Origin of the sequence: Roseivivax lentus, assembly GCF_900156805.1 — a bacterium.
GTDB lineage: Bacteria > Pseudomonadota > Alphaproteobacteria > Rhodobacterales > Rhodobacteraceae > Roseivivax > Roseivivax lentus.
The window spans coordinates 121,840-138,369 of the sequence record NZ_FTOQ01000009.1 but is presented as its reverse complement, the minus strand read 5'-3'; the positions used below and the strand labels follow the sequence as shown (position 1 = coordinate 138,369).

The window sequence follows — 16,530 nt, the reverse complement described above, 5'->3', positions numbered from 1 at the left end:
TCTGGCGGGTCGTTGGCAATGTCTGCGATCTCTTCACTGAGGAAGAGTGCTACAACTTCTTCAAGGCCGCAGGCTATGAAACTGATTGAACGCAAATCGCTCTAAGTAAACAACAAAAAAGCGGCCCACTCCGGGCCGCTTCTAAAGGTATCACCCAAGCTGAAGAGCAATCAGGCCTTCTTGGCTGCAGCCTTCGACTCCGACGCTGCCTTTTCCGCAGTTTTCTCTGCAGCCTTGGTGACATCTGCGATAGCATCTTCGCCGACATTTGTCGCAATCTCGGTCACCTCGGTGGAGGCGTCCTTGGTCACGACGGTGAAGGATTCTGCAGCTGCCTGCGCAACGCCAAACTGCGCCTGAGCGAAGTCGGTCAACGCTTGCATATAGTCCTGCGGCTCGGAACGAGCCTTCGTCAACTCACGCAAATTGGCAAACGTCTCGTGAGCCGATTTTGTGGCAATATCCGTGGTCTTTGACGCCGTCTCGAGGCCAATGCTCATCATCTTCTCGTTGGCGCCGGTCAAATCTTTCCAGCGCGCCTCAAAGGCCTTCTGGTCAAAGCTGAATGTGGTCGGAATGTCGTTGAAAATCTTGGTGAAATCAGTCTGCATACTGTGCCTCTTGGATTGAAGTGTCGTGTGTTCGCGTACGCTGAGACCTAAATGCTGCACCGCAGCATTTCAACCCCAAGAGACCAAAGATCGAATCCTGGCTGTTTTTGCGCGCCTTAGTCGGAAGCGACAATTGACAAAACGGCTCAACGGCCCTCGTTGAGCGACAATCAAACGCTTTGCGCAGCGCTGCCGCCTCGAATGCATTGAGATCGGCTTGTGATACGCAGGCATCACGAACGTATTGTTTTATAGAGTCATTCCGATCTGTGCGTCGTCCTCTTTGTGAGACGACGCACAGATCGGAAAGCCGTCCAGAATATCAGAATAGGAAAGGCGAAGGTCAAAATGGCTTCAAAGGAGCCTGGCCCCTGCCCTGCAGGTCTCTCGGCCAGCATCCGGCCACGTCTTCCGCTCAATTTCACCCAAAGCCACCGCATCGAGAGGAGGTCACTGCGGCCTTGTAGCCCGGGCAATCCCGCCTGGAGCAAAGAAAAGGAGATCGAACATGTTCGATTTTCAGAGACAGCCAACAAGGCTGAAAAGCTTCCTTGCCGAAAACGGCGAGGGCCTCCAAATCGCCGCGCTCCTTCTCGGCGGACGCCCCTGGCTTCGCCGCGTGCAGCGTCTCATAGACGACGCGAGCTCTGACCTGCGGGTGACACGACGCATGGCGCGCGAGCTGCGTGAACTGCAGGCCCTGCTCCACCTCGAGCACGTCCATGATCCGGAACGGGCGGAAGCAGGCCATTTCGCTGAGCTCGATCCCGCCGCACCGTATGTCGAAGAGATCTGCCTGATGGCGGACACGCTCGATGACGCGCTCGAGACAGACCTCGGCGGCGAACAGCAAGCAATGCCGTCGAACGAACGGGTGCTGTATGAGCGGAGTTCACGTCGACCCGCTGGAGACCGCGCTGACGAGGTACTTCGAAAACCGCGGGACCGCATGCGCCGAACTGTCGGCGGTTCTGGATCACTTCACGGACAGTCCGGAGCTCTGCAAAAGCGCTTATCGCCTGCAGGGCGCGTTGCAGTCCTGCTCGATGATGTCACGGCGCGAGGAGGTCGATCTATCCCGCCTCCTCCTGGCCCTGGAGAGGGAAATCGCCGCCGGGACGTTGCAGCGATACGTCGACGACGAATACTGCATGTCTGGTGGCGGCTATGAGACCTGCCTCACCGAGGAGGCGCGGCAACTGTCCAAGATCGCATGCCCGCTCCGGGAGCTTCAAAGCGCCTGGGCCCGCGTGCAGCAAGCGATTGCCGTCGATCGGGAGCTGCTCCGCCTGCGTGGATGAAAAAGCACGATCGCGCCGCTCATCTTGCGGCGCGACCTCACGGATCCGGGTCCTCCGGATATCTGTGGAATGTCACGAAAAGACATGACACCGGCCGTACACAAATAAGTTGCCACGGCGGACACAGCCGTGGCACACACACTTACACACCAGAGTCAGTCTCGGTGTCAGAGCCGTTTTTTCTTTTGAATCCGTGCGTTGGGGGCGTTGAGTCCTGCCCCTACCGCCGGAGCCTAAGCGGTCCCCCTACTGAGGCAGGATCCGCCTGCCCCCTATATACTAAGATCACGCAGCTCCCAATTCTATCGATCGTTGCCGCGTCGCTGAGTCCGCGACGCGGCAAATAAACTCAATGAGGGTGTTGTTCTACAGCATCTCATGCCGAATCTGAGGGCTTCGGCGACGACGCTGCTATTTAATAGCAGTAATACCAGCGATGAGCGGTCTGGATCGTCTGGCCATAAAGTTTCGTCTTCGATGCAACCCTCGCAAAGGCGCAGGATCTTCCTCCTGAACAATACCAGACACGGCGTTACACAGGTTCGGATGGAAGACCTCCACAGCTATGACCCTCTTCTATGACACCTGAGTATGCTCAGGATTCCGATCCGGCCCTTTTCGCTGATCCGAAGCCCTTATTTTGTTAAGCTTTTCTGTCTTAACGTATCAAAAAAACGGTCTCGAAAACCGTTGACCCTTCACGGGGTCCCAGGGTTCGGATCCCTGTCTCTCCGCCACTTGCCTCCGGTTTCGGTGCGAAATCTGGCACGTCGGCCTTCTCGAAAGTGTCCGTTGTTCGCCTTACGCAGAGCTGTTCGGCGTTTGGGCTGATCTGCCAACCACCGAAGAGTGCTCAGCGCCTGGTCAACGGGGACGGCGTCCGGGACATGCCGTTCGTTGCATCTGAAACGGCCGCACCGCAAAGCCCCCGGCGCCCCGGCCTCGTCAACCGGCGCGGTCTGCCCCGTCCCCGCCGAGGCCCTGACGGCACAGGGCGAAGACGGCGGCGCTTTCGGACATCACCTTGGCGCAGATCTGGTCGGTCGGCTGGTCCGCGCGGCGCATCGTTTCGATGAAATTGATGTTCACGTTATTGAACAGCAACTGGCCGATGGCAGCGGTATCGACCTGCGGGGCCACATGGCCTTGGGCCTGCATCCCGGCCAGGAAATCGATCAATTGCTGCGCCAGGCGCTGGTCGATATCGGCGTAGAGGCGGCTGAATTCCGCGTCCGGATCGAGCATCGTGCGCGCCATGGCCTCGCGCCACATCTCGCGCGATGTCAGTTGAAACGACACGGTGAAATAGATCTCGACGATCTCGGCGAAGGCGGCCTCGGCATCGTCATGGCCGCGCGCGATGCAGGCATCGACCGCCTCCAGCACCATCTCGGTTTCCCGCAGCACGGTGGCCAGCAGCATGTCCGCCTTCGAGCCGAAGTAGTTGTAGAAGGTGGCCACGGACAGGGTCGCGGCCTCGGCGATATCCTCGATGCGCGACGCCTCGTAGCCCTTGTCGCGAAACATCTGGACCGCACAGGAAATGATCTTTTCCCGTGTTTGTGCCTTTTTTCTTTGCCGCAGACCCGTCGTCATGCCCAGACTTGTAGTCACTCTAAAATTATATTGACTAAATATTAATGCGGCGCAACGCTGGCCCGGGTCAAGGCCTGCCTTGGTGACAACAGGGAATGAAAAAGATGAAAACTCCGACAAGACCTCTCGTGGCGACCTGTGCGCTTCTCATCTCCGGCACACCGCTCGCGGCGGACGAACTGAACGCGCTGATCTGGTGCGATCATGCCGACCCGGCCCTGCTGGAGCCGTTCGAGACCGCCAATGACGTGCGCGTGAACGTGAAGGAATACGAAGGAACCGCCGCCGGCCTGACCCTGCTGGAGCAATCCCGCCCCGGCGACTGGGACATTATGGTCATCGACGCGGTGGACGTGCCGCGCGCGGTCGAACGCGGCTTTCTCGCGCCGCTTCCCGAGGGCACGGCCCCGACCGGCGACTACTTCCCCGAGGTGCTATTCACCGACAGCGTGACGGTGGACGGCACGGTCTACGCCGCGGTCGAGAAGTTCGGCTACAACACGCTGGCCTACAACAAGGCGGCGGTCGATCCGGCGGACATGGCCAGCCTCGAGGCGCTCTGGTCCGGCAAGTATGACGGCCGGATCGCGATCTACGATTACTACCTGCCGGTGCTGGGCCTCGTCGGGCTGCAGGCCGGGATCGACACCGCCGATCTCGACGCCGCTACGCTGGAGACCCTGCGCGCGCCGCTCATGGATCTGCGCGCGGCGTCGCGCCAGGTCTCGGACGTGGTCGCGAGCCAGACCGCGCTCGCCACCGGCGAGGTCGACGTGCTGATCGGCGGAGGCGAATGGCTGACGGCGGTGCTGAACGCGGAGAACCCCGATCTCGACTGGACCATCCCCGAGGAAGGCGCGCTTCTCTGGGCACAGTCGATCGCCATCGTGGAGGGCACGGAGCGGCCCGAGCTTGCGGCGAAATTCATCGAATACATCACCTCGCCCGAAGGCCAGGCGCGCCTTGCGACCTCGTCGTGCTATTGGGGCATGCCCGCCAACAAGGCCGCCGGCGACGTGCTCGGCGATGCCGAGAAGGCGATCCTGCGGTGGGACGAACAGGTCGATTACCTTTCCCGCGCGCAGCTTTACCCGGTGCCCGATGCGGACACGGATGCCGCGATGCAGGACCTCTGGACCGACATGCTGCAGAACTGAGCATGAGCATCGAGGCGCAGGAAAGACGGCAGGGGGCGGCGATGATCGCCCCCGCACTTCTTTGGACATTGGTCTTCTTCGTGGTGCCCTTCGCGGCCATGGTCCTGATGTCGCTGGCGCATCTCGAAGGGCGCGAGGTGGTGCAGGGCTATGCGCTCGACAATTACCTGCGCATCTTCACCGATCCGTCCCTGCGCAAGGGCATCTTCGTCTCGCTCGAGATCACCGCCCTCGTCACGGTGCTGTCGGTGCTGCTGGCATGGCCGCTGGCCTGGATCATCGCGAGCCGCGTACCGCCCCGCTGGCAGCGGCTGGTTCTGTTGCTGGCGGTTCTGCCGTTCTGGACCTCATACGTGGTGCGGTCCTATTCCTGGGCGCTGGTGCTCGGTGAAAAGGGCGTGGTGATGAACGTGCTCGTGGGCATCGGTCTCTTGGCCGAGCCGGTGCAGATCATGGCCACCCGCGCCGCCACGGTGATCGGCTTCACGCATTTCTTCGTCATGCTGCTGACGCTGACGATCTATTCCAACCTGATCCAGCTGTCGCCGAACTACGCCCGCGCCGCCGAGGACCTCGGCGCGCCGAAATGGAAGGTGATCTGGCTGGTGATCCTGCCGCTGACACTGCCGGGGGTGATGACGGGGGCGTTCCTGACCTTCGTGCTCTGCATCGGCGACTACATCACGCCGCAGATCCTCGGCGGCAACAACGAGTTGACCATGCCGCAGCTCATCATGCTGCAGCTGGGACGGCGCGGCGATTTCCCCATGGCCTCGGCCCTGTCCATCGTGCTGATGGCCATCGTCACGCTGGCCTATCTCGCCAGCGCCCGCTGGCTGCGGATGGAGCGGGTCTGATGCGCCTTCTATCGTGGGCCTACCTCGTCGCCGCCTTCACATTCATCCTGCTGCCCGTCGTCGTGCTGGTGGTCTTCTCGTTCCAGGACAGCCGCCTGCCGGTTCCACCCTTCGAGGGGCCGACGCTGAAATGGTATGCCGAGATCCTCGCCGACCGGGCGCTGATGGAGGCGCTGGTCAATTCGCTGATCGTCGCGTTCGTCTCGGCGCTGGTGGCGCTGGTGCTGGGCTTCCTCGCGGCCTCGGGGCTGGCGCGGGTCTATCTGCCGGGCACGGCGGCGATGCGCGCCCTGCTGATCGCGCCGATGACCGTGAGCTACCTCATCATCGCGCTCGGGCTCTTGCAGATGTTCAACACGCTGGGCGTGCGCCCGTCGCTCTGGGTCACGGGGATCGGCCATGTGGTCATCAACCTGCCGCTCTGTTTCGCCATTCTCTACGCCGCCATCGGCGAGCACCAGAAGAACGCGCTGAAGGCCGCGCGCGATCTCGGGGCGAGCGAGGTCCAGGTGCTCTGGTTCATCGCCGCACCGATGCTGGCGCCCGCGCTCGGCGCGGCCTTCTTCCTCGCCTTCACCTTTTCCTGGGACGAATTCATCATCGCCTTCCTGCTCACCCGCTTCGACGTGACCCTGCCGGTCGAGATCTGGTCGATGCTGCGCTCGGGCCTGTCGCCCGCGACCAATGCGGTGGGCTCGCTGGTGTTCCTCGTCTCGGTCGGCATCGTGCTGGTGCTGGAATTCACCCTGTTCAGAAAGAAGTCGAAATGACCGCGGACGTCCATATCGAGGCCGTGAAACACCGGTTCCAGTCCTTCGTCGCGCTGCACGGGATCGACCTGCGCATCGCCGCGGGCGAGTTCATCGTGCTGCTCGGCCCGTCGGGCTGCGGCAAGACCACGCTCCTGTCGATCATCGGCGGCTTTCTCACGCCCACCAAGGGCAAGGTCCTGATCGGCGGCACCGACATGACCCGGCTCGGCCCCAAGGACCGGCCCACCACCACGATGTTCCAGGATTACGCGCTCTTTCCGCATATGAGCCTGCGCGACAACGTGGCCTTCGGCCTGCGCATGCGTGGTATGGCCCGGCGCGCGCGCCACGAGCGCGCCACCGAGATGCTCGACATGGTCGGGCTGGCGGACAAGGCCCATCGCCGGCCGCACGAATTGTCGGGCGGTCAGCGCCAGCGTGTCGCGCTGGCACGCGCGCTCGCGGTCGAGCCCGACGTGCTGCTCCTCGACGAGCCGCTGGGTGCGCTCGACCTGAAGCTGCGCCGCCAGATGCAGGATGAGCTGAAGGCGATCCAGCGCCGGGTCGGCACCACCTTCGTGCACGTCACCCACGACCAGGAAGAGGCGATGGCCATCGCCGACCGCATCGTGGTGATGAACCATGGCCGGATCGCCCATTGCGGCACGCCCGAAGAGGTGTACCTGCGGCCCAAGACGCTGTTTTCCGCCGATTTCATGGGCGAGATGAACCGCATCCCGATCACGCCCGAAGGCGATGCCGTGACCTCGCCGCTCGGTGCCCTGCCGCTGCCGCGGCAGACGGGCCTGATGTGCGTGCGCCCCGAAAACCTCGGCCTTGCGGGCGAGGTGCCGCTGGGCAAGGCCCGGCTCACCGAATTGTCCTTCTTCGGCGCGCATCACCGCTGCCGCTTCGCGCCGCTCGCCGCGCCCGAAATGGGCCTCGTCGCGCATCTGCCGCAGGGCGAGGCACCCGAGATCGGCGCCGAGGTCGCGCTTTACGCCCGCAACCCCGTGATTCTGCCCGAGGAGGCGTGATGACCCGCGTTGCCCCGAAAGACTGGTATCGCCTGCGCCGCCGCGACGACGGCATCACCCTGATCGACGAGCCGCATATCGAGGAATTCTACCGCTGCAACATCTGGCACGTGCGCGGGCGCGACCGGGACATGATGGTCGACAGCGGCATGGGCGTGGTGTCGTTGCGCGAATGGGTGCCTCTGGTCAGCGAGCGCCCGCTCGATGCGGTGGCGAGCCACACGCATTTCGACCATATCGGCTGTCACCACGAATTTGACTGCCGGCTCTGCCACAGCGCCGAGGCCGATATCCTCGCGGCCCCGACGCGCGCCAGCACGCTGGCCGATCCCTACGTCACCGACGACATCTTCGACGCGCTGCCCGATGTGCCCTACCGCTCCACCACCTATGCCGTGAAAGCCGCGCCCGCGACCCGGCTTCTGGAGGATGGCGATGGCATCGACCTCGGCGACCGGCGCTTCGAGGTGATCCACACGCCCGGCCACAGCCCCGGCGGCATCGCGCTCTGGGAGGCCGAGACCGGCATCCTGATATCCGGCGATATCGTCTACGACGGCCCGCTGATCGAGGACACCTATCACGCGGATATGGACGACTACATCGCCTCGATGGAGCGGCTGCTGCGCCTGCCCGTGCGGCTTGTCCATGGCGGGCATTTCCCGTCCTTCTCAGGCGAGCGGCTGCACCGGATCATCACCCAATGGCTCAAGGAAAAAGGCCGCTGACCCCATGACCCACCGTTTCAACCAGCCGCTCGGCGGCAACGAGATGCCCCGCACCGGCGGGCCCGCCACCATGATGCGCCTGCCCGGCGCGGACAGTGCTGCGGGGCTCGATGCCTGCTTCGTCGGCATTCCCATGGATATCGGCACCTCGAACCGGCCGGGCACGCGGCTCGGCCCCCGCCAGATCCGCGACGAAAGCCGCATGATCCGGCCCTACAACATGGCCACCCGCGCCGCCCCGTTCGAGCGCATGCAGGTGGCCGATATCGGCGACGTGCCGATCAACCTCTTCGATCTGAAGAAATCCGTCGCCATCATCGCCGAATTCTATCGCGGCGTGCTGTCCCATGGCGCGATCCCGCTGACGCTGGGCGGGGATCACACGCTGACATGGCCCATTCTGCGCGCCATGGCGGAAAAGCACGGCCCCGTCGCGCTGATCCACGTGGATGCGCATTCCGACACCAACGAGGACATGTTCGGCGAAAAGGAGGCCCATGGCTGCCCCTTCCGCCGCGCCTGGGAAGAGGGCTGCCTGCAGAACGACAAGGTGTTCCAGATCGGTCTGCGCGGCACCGGCTACAGCGCCACCGATTTCGACTGGGGCCGCGACCAGGGCTGGACCTGCATCCAGGCCGAGGAATGCTGGCACAAGTCCCTGACCCCGCTGATGGCCGATATTCGCGACCAGATCGGCGACGCGCCGGTCTATCTGAGCTTCGATATCGACAGCCTCGATCCCGGGTTCGCCCCCGGCACCGGCACGATCGAGGTGGGGGGACTGACGACCTTGCAGGGGCTCGAAATCATCCGCGGCACTGCCGGGCTCAACCTCGTGGGCTGCGATCTGGTGGAGGTCGCACCGCCCTATGATCCGACCGGCAACACCGCCGTCATCGCGGCGAATTACCTCTACGAGATGCTCTGCGCCTTGCCGGGCTGAACGGTTTCGCAACCGGGATGGCCACCTGCCATCCGGGGGGCGTCCCTCCGCTCAATCGCGCCACAGCCGGTGAAAATGGTGAACCGGCCCGTGACCCTGTCCGACCGACAGCGCGTCCGCGTGCCGGATGGCCGCGGCGACATGGTCTTTCGCCGCCGCGACCGCGTCGCGCGCGGACAGGCCGCGGGCCAGATGCGCCGCAAGGGCCGAGGACAGCGTGCAGCCGGTGCCGTGCGTGTTCCGCGTGGGCGTCCGCGCGGCCTCGAACCAATGGGCGGCCCCCTCCGCGAAAAGGACGTCCGGGCTCTCGGCCGCGTCGAGATGCCCGCCCTTCACCAGCGCCGCCGCCGGTCCGCACTCCGTCAATCGCCGCGCCTGCGCCGCCATGGCGGCCCGATCCGTCGCCTCGGGCGCATCGAGAAGCCGCGCCGCCTCCGGCAGGTTGGGCGTCACGATGCTCGCCATCGGCAGAAGCGCTGTCCGAAGGGCCGACATCGCCGCCTCGGCCAGAAGCGGCGCCCCGCCCTTGGCGACCATGACCGGATCGAGAACGATGGGGACATCGCGATGCGGGGCCAGCGCCTCGGCCACCGCGAGGGCGATCTCCGCCGTGGCGATCATGCCGATCTTGACGGCATCGACGCGCACATCGGCGAACACCGCCTCGATCTGCGCCTTGACGAATTCCGCCGGCACCAGTTCGATGCCGCGTACGCCCTGAGTATTCTGGGCCGTCAGCGCGGTCAGCGCGGCCATCCCGTAGGTGCCGTTCGCCGCGAAGGCCTTCAGATCGGCCTGGATACCGGCACCGCCCGACGGATCGGACCCGGCAATGGTCAGAACGTTGCGGATCATTCCGTCTCTCTCTTTTCGGTAGCGAGCGCGCGGCGCAGGAGGCGCGCCGCCTCTTCGGGATCCGGCTGACCGCAGATCGCCGAGACGACCGCGATGCCGTCGCATCCGGCCGCCCGGACCGCCGCGGCATGTTCTGCCCTGAGCCCGCCGATGGCGACGCTCGGCAAGGACGACGCGCGGGCCAGCCGCGCGAGCCCGGCGAGACCGATGGCGGCCGTGTGATCCGACTTCGTCGCGGTCGGAAACACCGTCCCGAGCCCAAGGTAATCCACCAGTCCCGGATCGACCGCCGTCACCTGCGCTTCGGTCTCGCAAGAAAGCCCCACGATCCTGCCGGGGCCCAGACGGGCCCGCGCCTCGGCGGGCGAGATATCCTGCTGACCGATATGAACCCCGTCGACATCCGCCGCGATCGCCGCCTCGACATCGTCGTTCAGCACGATCGGCACGCCGCTTCCCGCCAGTGCTTGCTTCAGCGCGCGCGCGGCTTCCACGCGCGCACCCGTCGATGCGGTCTTGTCGCGCAGCTGGACGAACCCGACGCCGCCGCGCACCGCCGCCGTCACGGTCCGGACCAGCGCCGCGCCGGGGCACAGGCCTGGATCCGTGACGAGATAGAGCCGAAGCTGCTGCGCGGTCAGTGCCATGTCAGCCGCTCCGCCTTCAGGTCCTCGGGTTGCAGGTTGTGAAGCTGATCGAGAAAGCCCGCCGAGAAACTGCCCGGCCCCTCGCATGACCGGGCGGCCCGTTCGCCCGCCTCGGCGAAATGCAAAAGCGCGGCGGCGGTGGCCTCGAAGGCGGGGGCGATGGCGGCATAGGCCCCGATCAGGGCGGTCAGGGAACATCCCAGAGCCGTCACCTTCGGCATGATCTCCGCACCGCCCTGCAGGGTGATGTGCCGGCCGCCGTCGGTGACGAAATCGACCGGCCCGGTAATCGCGACGACAGAGCCCGCGCGCCGCGCCAGCGCGATGGCGCTCGCCTCCGCATCCGCGACGCTGTCGCCGCTATCGGCACCCTTGCCCGCACCGGTTCCGCCCGCCAGCGCCATGATCTCCGACGCGTTGCCCCGCAGGATGGCGGGCCTTTGCGCCAGAAGCGCCTGCGCGACGGACGCGCGATAGGGGGTCGCGAAATGCGCCACCGGGTCGAGGACCCAGGGGACGCCATGGGCCATCGCCGTCTCCGCGGCGCGGTGCATCGCCGCGACCCAGGGCGCCGAAAGCGTGCCGATATTGATCGTCAGGGCCCCCGCCAGCGGCACGAAATCCGCGACCTCCTCGGGCGCATGGATCATCGCTGGCGAGGCACCGGCGGCCAGGGTGACATTGGCCGCGATGTTCATGGCGACGTAATTCGTGATGCAATGCACCAGCGGCGCCTGCGCGCGCAGCTTTCGAAGGGACGCGTCTGGGGTCATGGGCGTTCTTTCGTCTTCATGGCAAGACGGAGAAACGCAGCGAAACCCGAAGGTCAGACCCTGCCTCCCTCCGCCAGCATTATCTGGTTCAGGTTCAAAGGGTGCATCTCAGCCTTTCGGCGCCCCCGGCGATGGGCAGAGGGTTTCGCAAGGCAAAGCCGGTGTCAATGCGATACTCGGCGGGGGCGCCCCGTCCCGGCCCCGACTTGGCCCACCCGACACGGCACTTGCGGCAAGGCCCGCCGCCCGTCCCGGACACCTCCGCAGACCGACAGGCTCAGCTCCGGCGGCGCGCAAGCTCCCGGTAAAGCGCGGGCGGCGACACGCCGATCTGGTCGGCGACCCGGATCCATTCCCCGGGCGCGGGCGCGCCATGCAGATCGAGCCACGCCTCCAGCCGGTCGGAGACCCGGCGCAGCCGCAGGATCTCGATCCGGGCGCGCTGCGCCTGGACCTCGTGGGCATGGGTCTCGATCAGGCTGAGCGCCGCGTCCGGGCAGGCGCGCAGCGCCCGGCGGAAGGTCGCGCGCGGCAGGAAAGCGACCTCGGCCTCGCTGCGGGCCACCGCATCGCAATGGTAGGTCGTGGCGAAGACAGAGGCCTCGGCCAGCGCCATGCCGCCAGTGGCCACGTGCAGCGTCAGCGCGGTTCCATCGCGCAGCGGACGTTCGAGCGCGATGCTGCCCGAGCGCACCAGATACATCGTGCGGACCGGATCTTCCCTGCGGAAAAGACACGCCCCCTGCGCCACCGTTCTGGTCGGCGCGCCTTCGAAGATATCCCGCCAATGCGACATGATAGAGATCATAGAGAACGGCAGCCCGGCGCGATAGGGTGCTCGCGATCAATGCGAGGAACCGGAATGACATCGACCCTGACCCTGATCGCGACACTGCTGCTAAGCGGCACTTCCCTTGCGGTCGCCCAGACCCATTCGTCCGGCCATGTCCCCGGCATGGACCACGCGGCGCATGGCCAAAGCGCACCGCCGCAGGAGGTGATCCTGACCGAGCCGGGGCAAGGCGCCTTCGCCGCGCTCTCCGAGGTCGTTCGCGCGCTGGAAGCCGACCCCGAAACGGACTGGAGCCGGGTCGATCTGGCGGGCCTGCGGGCGCATCTGGTCGATATGGACCGCGTGATCACGGACACGATCGTGGACGAAACCCACCTGCCCGACGGTCTTTCGGCCATGGCGACCGGGGATGCCGCCACCATCGCCGCGCTGCACCGCATGGTGCCCGCACATGCCGCCCAGCTGACGCGGGAGGACCGCTGGACCGCCACGACCATCGCGACGGACGATGGCGTGGAACTGCGCGTGACGAGCGCCGATCCCGCCACGGTGGCGCGGATCCGGGCGCTGGGGTTCTTCGGCCTGATGGCCAGCCAGGACCATCACCGCGCGCATCACATGCTGATGGCGCGCGGCGAGGAGGCCCACGCGCATTGACGCCGCGGGGCGGGACTTGCCACGGTGCACGCGCTGCCCGGCAGCCACGGAGAGAAAGCCGCCCGCCGCTGATGTGAGCTCATCTCGAAACGATCCCGAGCGCCGAGACCACGCGCGCGCAGGCCCGGGGCAAAACTGACGCCGCCAAGCCTCCTCCCGGACCCACGCACCCTCGGTAGTCTTACGGATGTCATCGGCGCGACGATCGCATAAGCTGTCGCTGCTTTCCCGATCTGATCGCGCAGATCGTCGGCATCGGAGACCGAGTGACGGACAGGACATCACATGCGAGAGACAGGGCGCTCCTTGCACCGGTCGGCATTGCCGGCTGGCTTCTCGCATGCGGCCTCGCGGTCGCGGCCATCGGGTTCGGCGAACGGGAGGCGCGGATCGCCATGCTGACCGCCGAAAGCGCGCGGCTCCACGCGCTCGCATCCCAGCGCGCCGGTCAGCACGATGCCCACCTGACCGCCCTCTCCGCCATCGCCGTGGCCGGGGTTGGTGGCGGCGCCACACCGCCGCCCGATGCGTTCCTCGATGTGGCGGGCGCGATCATGACCTTCTACCCCCGGATCACCGGCATCGCGCTCGTCCCGCTCGACGGGCGGAAGGACGTCCGCGCACTGGGCGACTGGGCCGACGGGCTCGACGATCTCGTCCGCGATGCGAGCCGCCGCTCCACCGGCGCGCCGGTGCTGATCTCGCATCCGGCCCCGCGCCCGGCCTACATCATGGTCAAGCGCAGCCCCAATTCCGAGGCGGCCCGCTACGGGCTCGCGCTCGTGATCGACGCGGCAGCACTTCTGGACGCCGACACGGCCTATTGGACCGACAGCGGCACGGCCCGGCACCTGGCGCTGCCGGACGGCACGCCGCTTCTGACCGAAGGCGGCCGCGCCGCGACGCCGCAATTCGCCCGCGCGCTGTCGAGCAGCACGCAGCCGCTGCGGCTCGAGACCTCGGTCCGCTTCGGCCCCGCCGACCTCTTGCCCCCGGGACGAGTGGCGGCAGCGCTCATCGTCATCACGCTCCTGGCCGTCGCCCTACGCGCCGCGATCCGGCAACGGGCGCATATGCGCGCGGCCGAACGGCGCGCCGAGCTCAGCGGCCTCGAGACGCGCCTCGCCCATGCCTCCCGCGTCAATGCGCTGGGCGAGATGGCCAGCGGCATGGCGCATGAGCTGACGCAGCCCCTGACCGCGATCCTCGCGCAGGCGCAGGCCGCACGGCATCTGGCGCGGCGCGGCGACACCGACCGGCTGGCCGTGGCGCTCGACGATGTGGTCGACCAGACCCGCCGCGCCTCGGGCATCCTCGAACGTCTGCGCACCTGGACACGACCGCAGCAACGGCGGCCCGAAGAGGTGGACCTGCGCGATTGCGTCCGGGTGGCGCAGACCCTGCTGGCCGATCAGGCCGCCGCCGTCGGTGCCCGGCTGACGCAGAGGCTGCCCGCCACCGGGGTCGCCGTGCTTGCCGACCGGGTCGAGCTGGAACAGGTGCTCTTCAACCTCATCAAGAACGCGCTCGATGCCGTGGCCGGGGTCGCGGGCCCGCGCGAGGTCACGATCTCGCTGACGATTCAGGCGAGCATGGCGCAGCTCGATGTCGGCGATACCGGCCACGGCATTCCCGAAGACATCCGCCACCGTCTCTTCACGCCTTTCCTGACCACGCGCGAGGACGGCACCGGGCTCGGCCTGGTGCTCAGCCAGCGCCTGATCGAGCGGGCGGGCGGCGATCTGGTGGCGGTCGACGTGGCCCGGGGGGCGTTGTTCCGGATCACCCTGCCGCTGGCGGGCGCCGCCCGGATGGCCGCGCAATGAGCACGCCGGTCTACCTCGTGGACGACGATGCGGCGGTGCGCGACGGGTTGTGCCTGCTGTTGTCGACCGTGGGCATGCGGGTCACCGCGTTTCCGGGGCCCGAGGCCTTCCTGCAAGCGCTGCCGGCGCTGGAACCGGGCTGCCTGATCCTCGATATCCGGATGCCGGTGATTTCGGGGCTGAAGCTGCAGGAACGGCTGATCGGGGCCGGCACGCGCTGGCCCACGGTGGTCATCACCGGCCATGGCGATATCGAGGCCTGCCGGAAGGCCTTCCGCAACGGTGCCATCGATTTCCTGTCGAAACCGGTGGACGAACAGGACCTGATCGACGCGATCCAGAAAGGCCAGACCGCGCTTGCCGACGCCATGGCCCGGGCGGCGGAGCGGGCTGAGACCCGTGCGCTGATCGCCGCGCTGACGCCGCGCGAATGTGAGGTCCTGTCGCTGGTGGCGCGCGGCTTCGCGACCCGCGACATCGCCGCGGCGCTCGAGGTCTCTTCGCGCACCGTGGAAAGCCACCGGGCGGCGATCGGGGCCAAGCTCGGCACCAGCTCGGCGGCGGAGATGACGCGCCTCTGGATCGAGGCCGAGGCGGCTCCGTAATTCTACGCATCTCCCTGCCGGGTCTACGAATGGGGCCGGACCGCGCCGGGGCGTAGAACTGGTCTCGTCATCAGAACAGGAGACCCGACATGCTCAGAACGCCCCTTATCCTCGCCGCCCTCACCGCCATCGCAGCGCCCTTCGCCGCCGCCGCGCAAGAGCTTCCCACCCGTGCCTACCTGCCCCTCGGCATGGCCAGCGACGCCGCCCTTTCCGCGCTGGAGGCCTGCGCCGCCGACGGCTACAATGTCAGCGTCGCCATCGTGGGCCGCGATGGCGGGCTCAAGGTGCACATGACCGCGGACAATTCCGGCCCGCACACCGTGGGCAGCGCGCAGGGCAAGGCCTTCACCTCCGCGTCCATGGGCCGGGACACGACCGGCCTGGCGCAGTTCATCGGCGAGAACCCGCAGCATGACGGCCTGCGCTCCATGGATACGCGCATGGTGATCCAGGGCGGTGGCCTTCCGATCCGGATCGGCGGCGCGCTGGTCGGCGGTATCGGCGTCGGCGGCGCGCCCGGCGGTCACCTCGACGAGGCCTGCGCCCGCGCCGGGCTCGACACCATCGGCGCCGAGTAAGCGCCACGACAGGGCCCGCATGCGCCGCGCGCGGGCCATGCCGCCACATGCAGAAACCCGGAGTTCGCCCATGAGACGCCTTGCCTTCCTTGCCGCGCTGGTCGGCCTCGCCCTGTCGGGGGCCGGCTCTGCCACTGCCCAGACGGCCCCCTCCCCGCGTGAGATCGCGGCCTATGACGGGCTCTTCCGCGCCGCCCATGCAGGCGATGCGGACACCATCCGCGCGCTTGCGGCCGAAGGCGCCGACCTGAACGCGCGCGATGCCAAGGGCCGGACGCCGGCCCATGTGGCGGCCTTCGCCTCGCAGGATGACGCGCTTCGGGCGCTGGCCGAGGCCGGGGCGGACATGAACGCCCTCGAGGGCCGCGCCTATGACGTGGTGACCATCGCCGCGGTCGCGGACGATCCGGACCTGATGTCGCTCGCGATTTCGCTCGGCAACGATCCCGGGCTGGTCACCAGCCCCTATGAGGGCACCGCGCTGATCGCCGCGGCGCATCTCGGCCATGTCGAGGTCGTGCGCCGCCTCATCGCCGCGCGCGCGCCGCTCGATCACGTCAACAACCTGCACTGGACGGCGGCGATGGAGGCGGTGGTCCTCGGCGACGGCGGACCGGATCACCAGGCGGTTCTCGATGTGCTGCTCTCGGCCGGCGCGGACCGGACGCTGGCGGATCGCGACGGCGTGACGCCGCTCGAACATGCCGAAAGACGCGGCTATGACGAGATGGTCCGCCGCCTGCGCAGCCCGCACTGAGGTGTCTCCGCCGGGCCGTGCCATTCCAAAGGGTCGGCAAGCCCCGGCCCTGCG

The 16,530-nt window shown here is 66.8% G+C and carries 19 protein-coding genes and 1 riboswitch; of the genes, 12 read left to right on the top strand and 7 right to left on the bottom strand.

Translation table 11 applies throughout. The annotated features are described in order from the left end of the window. Positions 1–170 precede the first annotated feature (170 nt). A complete protein-coding gene (locus BW990_RS14630; protein WP_076448990.1) occupies positions 171–611 on the bottom strand; it encodes a phasin family protein in 441 nt (146 codons plus the stop codon). A gap of 421 nt (positions 612–1,032) precedes the next feature. Next, the gene (locus tag BW990_RS21910) at positions 1,033–1,464 is read right to left on the bottom strand and encodes a hypothetical protein (RefSeq protein ID WP_076448989.1); all 432 of its coding nucleotides are present in this window, start codon (positions 1,462–1,464) and stop codon (positions 1,033–1,035) included. Between the two features lie 28 nt (positions 1,465–1,492). Here BW990_RS21910 and BW990_RS21905 point away from each other — a divergent pair, with 28 nt between their 5' ends. After that, a complete protein-coding gene (locus BW990_RS21905) occupies positions 1,493–1,912 on the top strand; it encodes a hypothetical protein (protein WP_076448988.1) in 420 nt (139 codons plus the stop codon). Between the two features lie 945 nt (positions 1,913–2,857). Here BW990_RS21905 and BW990_RS14615 read toward each other — a convergent pair. After that, the gene (locus BW990_RS14615) at positions 2,858–3,508 is read right to left on the bottom strand and encodes a TetR/AcrR family transcriptional regulator (RefSeq protein WP_076448987.1); all 651 of its coding nucleotides are present in this window, start codon (positions 3,506–3,508) and stop codon (positions 2,858–2,860) included. 104 nt (positions 3,509–3,612) lie between these two features. Here BW990_RS14615 and BW990_RS14610 point away from each other — a divergent pair, with 104 nt between their 5' ends. Genes BW990_RS14610 through speB form a run of 6 tightly spaced genes read left to right on the top strand, consistent with a single transcriptional unit; the run spans position 3,613 to position 8,982 of the window. After that, on the top strand, positions 3,613–4,665 hold the full coding sequence (locus tag BW990_RS14610; protein WP_076449005.1) for a polyamine ABC transporter substrate-binding protein: 1,053 nt from the start codon (positions 3,613–3,615) through the stop codon (positions 4,663–4,665). A 2-nt stretch (positions 4,666–4,667) separates the two neighbouring features. Beyond that, entirely contained in the window at positions 4,668–5,522 is an 855-nt protein-coding gene (locus tag BW990_RS14605) for an ABC transporter permease (RefSeq protein WP_076448986.1), read from the top strand. Beyond that, positions 5,522–6,292 carry an ABC transporter permease gene (locus BW990_RS14600; RefSeq protein WP_076448985.1) on the top strand — a complete coding sequence of 257 codons (771 nt, stop codon included), beginning with the start codon at positions 5,522–5,524 and terminating at the stop codon, positions 6,290–6,292. The genes BW990_RS14605 and BW990_RS14600 overlap by 1 nt, the downstream gene beginning before the upstream one ends. Beyond that, positions 6,289–7,311: an ABC transporter ATP-binding protein gene (locus BW990_RS22555; protein WP_076448984.1), complete on the top strand. Its 1,023-nt coding sequence runs from the start codon at positions 6,289–6,291 to the stop codon at positions 7,309–7,311. The genes BW990_RS14600 and BW990_RS22555 overlap by 4 nt, the downstream gene beginning before the upstream one ends. Then, the gene (locus tag BW990_RS14590; protein WP_076448983.1) at positions 7,311–8,039 is read left to right on the top strand and encodes an MBL fold metallo-hydrolase; all 729 of its coding nucleotides are present in this window, start codon (positions 7,311–7,313) and stop codon (positions 8,037–8,039) included. The genes BW990_RS22555 and BW990_RS14590 overlap by 1 nt, the downstream gene beginning before the upstream one ends. Positions 8,040–8,043: 4 nt before the next feature. Then, the gene (gene speB, locus BW990_RS14585; protein ID WP_076448982.1) at positions 8,044–8,982 is read left to right on the top strand and encodes an agmatinase; all 939 of its coding nucleotides are present in this window, start codon (positions 8,044–8,046) and stop codon (positions 8,980–8,982) included. Positions 8,983–9,033: 51 nt separating this feature from the next. Here the strand turns inward: speB and thiD are convergent, their stop codons facing one another. The 4 genes from thiD to BW990_RS14565 all read right to left on the bottom strand — a co-directional run bounded on the left by thiD (position 9,034) and on the right by BW990_RS14565 (position 12,053). Continuing rightward, a complete protein-coding gene (gene thiD, locus BW990_RS14580; RefSeq protein WP_076448980.1) occupies positions 9,034–9,837 on the bottom strand; it encodes a bifunctional hydroxymethylpyrimidine kinase/phosphomethylpyrimidine kinase in 804 nt (267 codons plus the stop codon). After that, positions 9,834–10,484, bottom strand: coding sequence for a thiamine phosphate synthase (gene thiE, locus BW990_RS14575; RefSeq protein ID WP_076448978.1), 651 nt, complete (start codon positions 10,482–10,484; stop codon positions 9,834–9,836). The genes thiD and thiE overlap by 4 nt, the downstream gene beginning before the upstream one ends. Next, positions 10,475–11,257, bottom strand: a complete 783-nt coding sequence (thiM, locus tag BW990_RS14570) for a hydroxyethylthiazole kinase (protein ID WP_076448976.1) — start codon at positions 11,255–11,257, stop codon at positions 10,475–10,477. The genes thiE and thiM overlap by 10 nt, the downstream gene beginning before the upstream one ends. Positions 11,258–11,305: 48 nt before the next feature. Then, a riboswitch (TPP riboswitch) is annotated at positions 11,306–11,394 on the bottom strand. A gap of 140 nt (positions 11,395–11,534) precedes the next feature. Next, on the bottom strand, positions 11,535–12,053 hold the full coding sequence (locus BW990_RS14565) for a Crp/Fnr family transcriptional regulator (protein ID WP_159441660.1): 519 nt from the start codon (positions 12,051–12,053) through the stop codon (positions 11,535–11,537). A gap of 66 nt (positions 12,054–12,119) precedes the next feature. On the opposite strand from BW990_RS14565, the gene BW990_RS14560 reads away from it, so the two are divergent. The 5 genes from BW990_RS14560 (at position 12,120) to BW990_RS14540 (ending at position 16,476) form a co-directional block, all read left to right on the top strand. Continuing rightward, the gene (locus BW990_RS14560) at positions 12,120–12,707 is read left to right on the top strand and encodes a hypothetical protein (RefSeq protein ID WP_083950620.1); all 588 of its coding nucleotides are present in this window, start codon (positions 12,120–12,122) and stop codon (positions 12,705–12,707) included. A gap of 266 nt (positions 12,708–12,973) precedes the next feature. Beyond that, entirely contained in the window at positions 12,974–14,533 is a 1,560-nt protein-coding gene (locus tag BW990_RS14555) for a sensor histidine kinase (protein ID WP_076448971.1), read from the top strand. Further along, positions 14,530–15,138 carry a response regulator transcription factor gene (locus BW990_RS14550; protein ID WP_076448969.1) on the top strand — a complete coding sequence of 203 codons (609 nt, stop codon included), beginning with the start codon at positions 14,530–14,532 and terminating at the stop codon, positions 15,136–15,138. Before BW990_RS14555 ends, BW990_RS14550 begins: the two co-directional genes overlap by 4 nt. Positions 15,139–15,227: 89 nt before the next feature. After that, positions 15,228–15,719 carry a GlcG/HbpS family heme-binding protein gene (locus BW990_RS14545; protein WP_076448967.1) on the top strand — a complete coding sequence of 164 codons (492 nt, stop codon included), beginning with the start codon at positions 15,228–15,230 and terminating at the stop codon, positions 15,717–15,719. Between the two features lie 70 nt (positions 15,720–15,789). Further along, complete coding sequence (locus BW990_RS14540) at positions 15,790–16,476, top strand: ankyrin repeat domain-containing protein (protein ID WP_076448965.1); 687 nt, start codon at positions 15,790–15,792, stop codon at positions 16,474–16,476. Positions 16,477–16,530: the final 54 nt, after the last annotated feature.

Excerpts from the sequence above, each read along its gene's own strand:
- BW990_RS14630 (WP_076448990.1), bottom strand. The coding sequence starts at position 611 with ATGCAGACTGATTTCACCAAGATTTTCAACGACATTCCGACCACATTC.
- BW990_RS21905 (WP_076448988.1), top strand. The coding sequence starts at position 1,493 with ATGAGCGGAGTTCACGTCGACCCGCTGGAGACCGCGCTGACGAGGTAC.
- BW990_RS14615 (WP_076448987.1), bottom strand. The coding sequence starts at position 3,508 with ATGACGACGGGTCTGCGGCAAAGAAAAAAGGCACAAACACGGGAAAAG.
- BW990_RS14610 (WP_076449005.1), top strand. The coding sequence starts at position 3,613 with ATGAAAACTCCGACAAGACCTCTCGTGGCGACCTGTGCGCTTCTCATC.
- BW990_RS14605 (WP_076448986.1), top strand. The coding sequence starts at position 4,668 with ATGAGCATCGAGGCGCAGGAAAGACGGCAGGGGGCGGCGATGATCGCC.
- BW990_RS14600 (WP_076448985.1), top strand. The coding sequence starts at position 5,522 with ATGCGCCTTCTATCGTGGGCCTACCTCGTCGCCGCCTTCACATTCATC.
- BW990_RS22555 (WP_076448984.1), top strand. The coding sequence starts at position 6,289 with ATGACCGCGGACGTCCATATCGAGGCCGTGAAACACCGGTTCCAGTCC.
- BW990_RS14590 (WP_076448983.1), top strand. The coding sequence starts at position 7,311 with ATGACCCGCGTTGCCCCGAAAGACTGGTATCGCCTGCGCCGCCGCGAC.
- speB (WP_076448982.1), top strand. The coding sequence starts at position 8,044 with ATGACCCACCGTTTCAACCAGCCGCTCGGCGGCAACGAGATGCCCCGC.
- thiD (WP_076448980.1), bottom strand. The coding sequence starts at position 9,837 with ATGATCCGCAACGTTCTGACCATTGCCGGGTCCGATCCGTCGGGCGGT.
- thiE (WP_076448978.1), bottom strand. The coding sequence starts at position 10,484 with ATGGCACTGACCGCGCAGCAGCTTCGGCTCTATCTCGTCACGGATCCA.
- thiM (WP_076448976.1), bottom strand. The coding sequence starts at position 11,257 with ATGACCCCAGACGCGTCCCTTCGAAAGCTGCGCGCGCAGGCGCCGCTG.
- BW990_RS14565 (WP_159441660.1), bottom strand. The coding sequence starts at position 12,053 with ATGTCGCATTGGCGGGATATCTTCGAAGGCGCGCCGACCAGAACGGTG.
- BW990_RS14560 (WP_083950620.1), top strand. The coding sequence starts at position 12,120 with ATGACATCGACCCTGACCCTGATCGCGACACTGCTGCTAAGCGGCACT.
- BW990_RS14550 (WP_076448969.1), top strand. The coding sequence starts at position 14,530 with ATGAGCACGCCGGTCTACCTCGTGGACGACGATGCGGCGGTGCGCGAC.
- BW990_RS14545 (WP_076448967.1), top strand. The coding sequence starts at position 15,228 with ATGCTCAGAACGCCCCTTATCCTCGCCGCCCTCACCGCCATCGCAGCG.
- BW990_RS14540 (WP_076448965.1), top strand. The coding sequence starts at position 15,790 with ATGAGACGCCTTGCCTTCCTTGCCGCGCTGGTCGGCCTCGCCCTGTCG.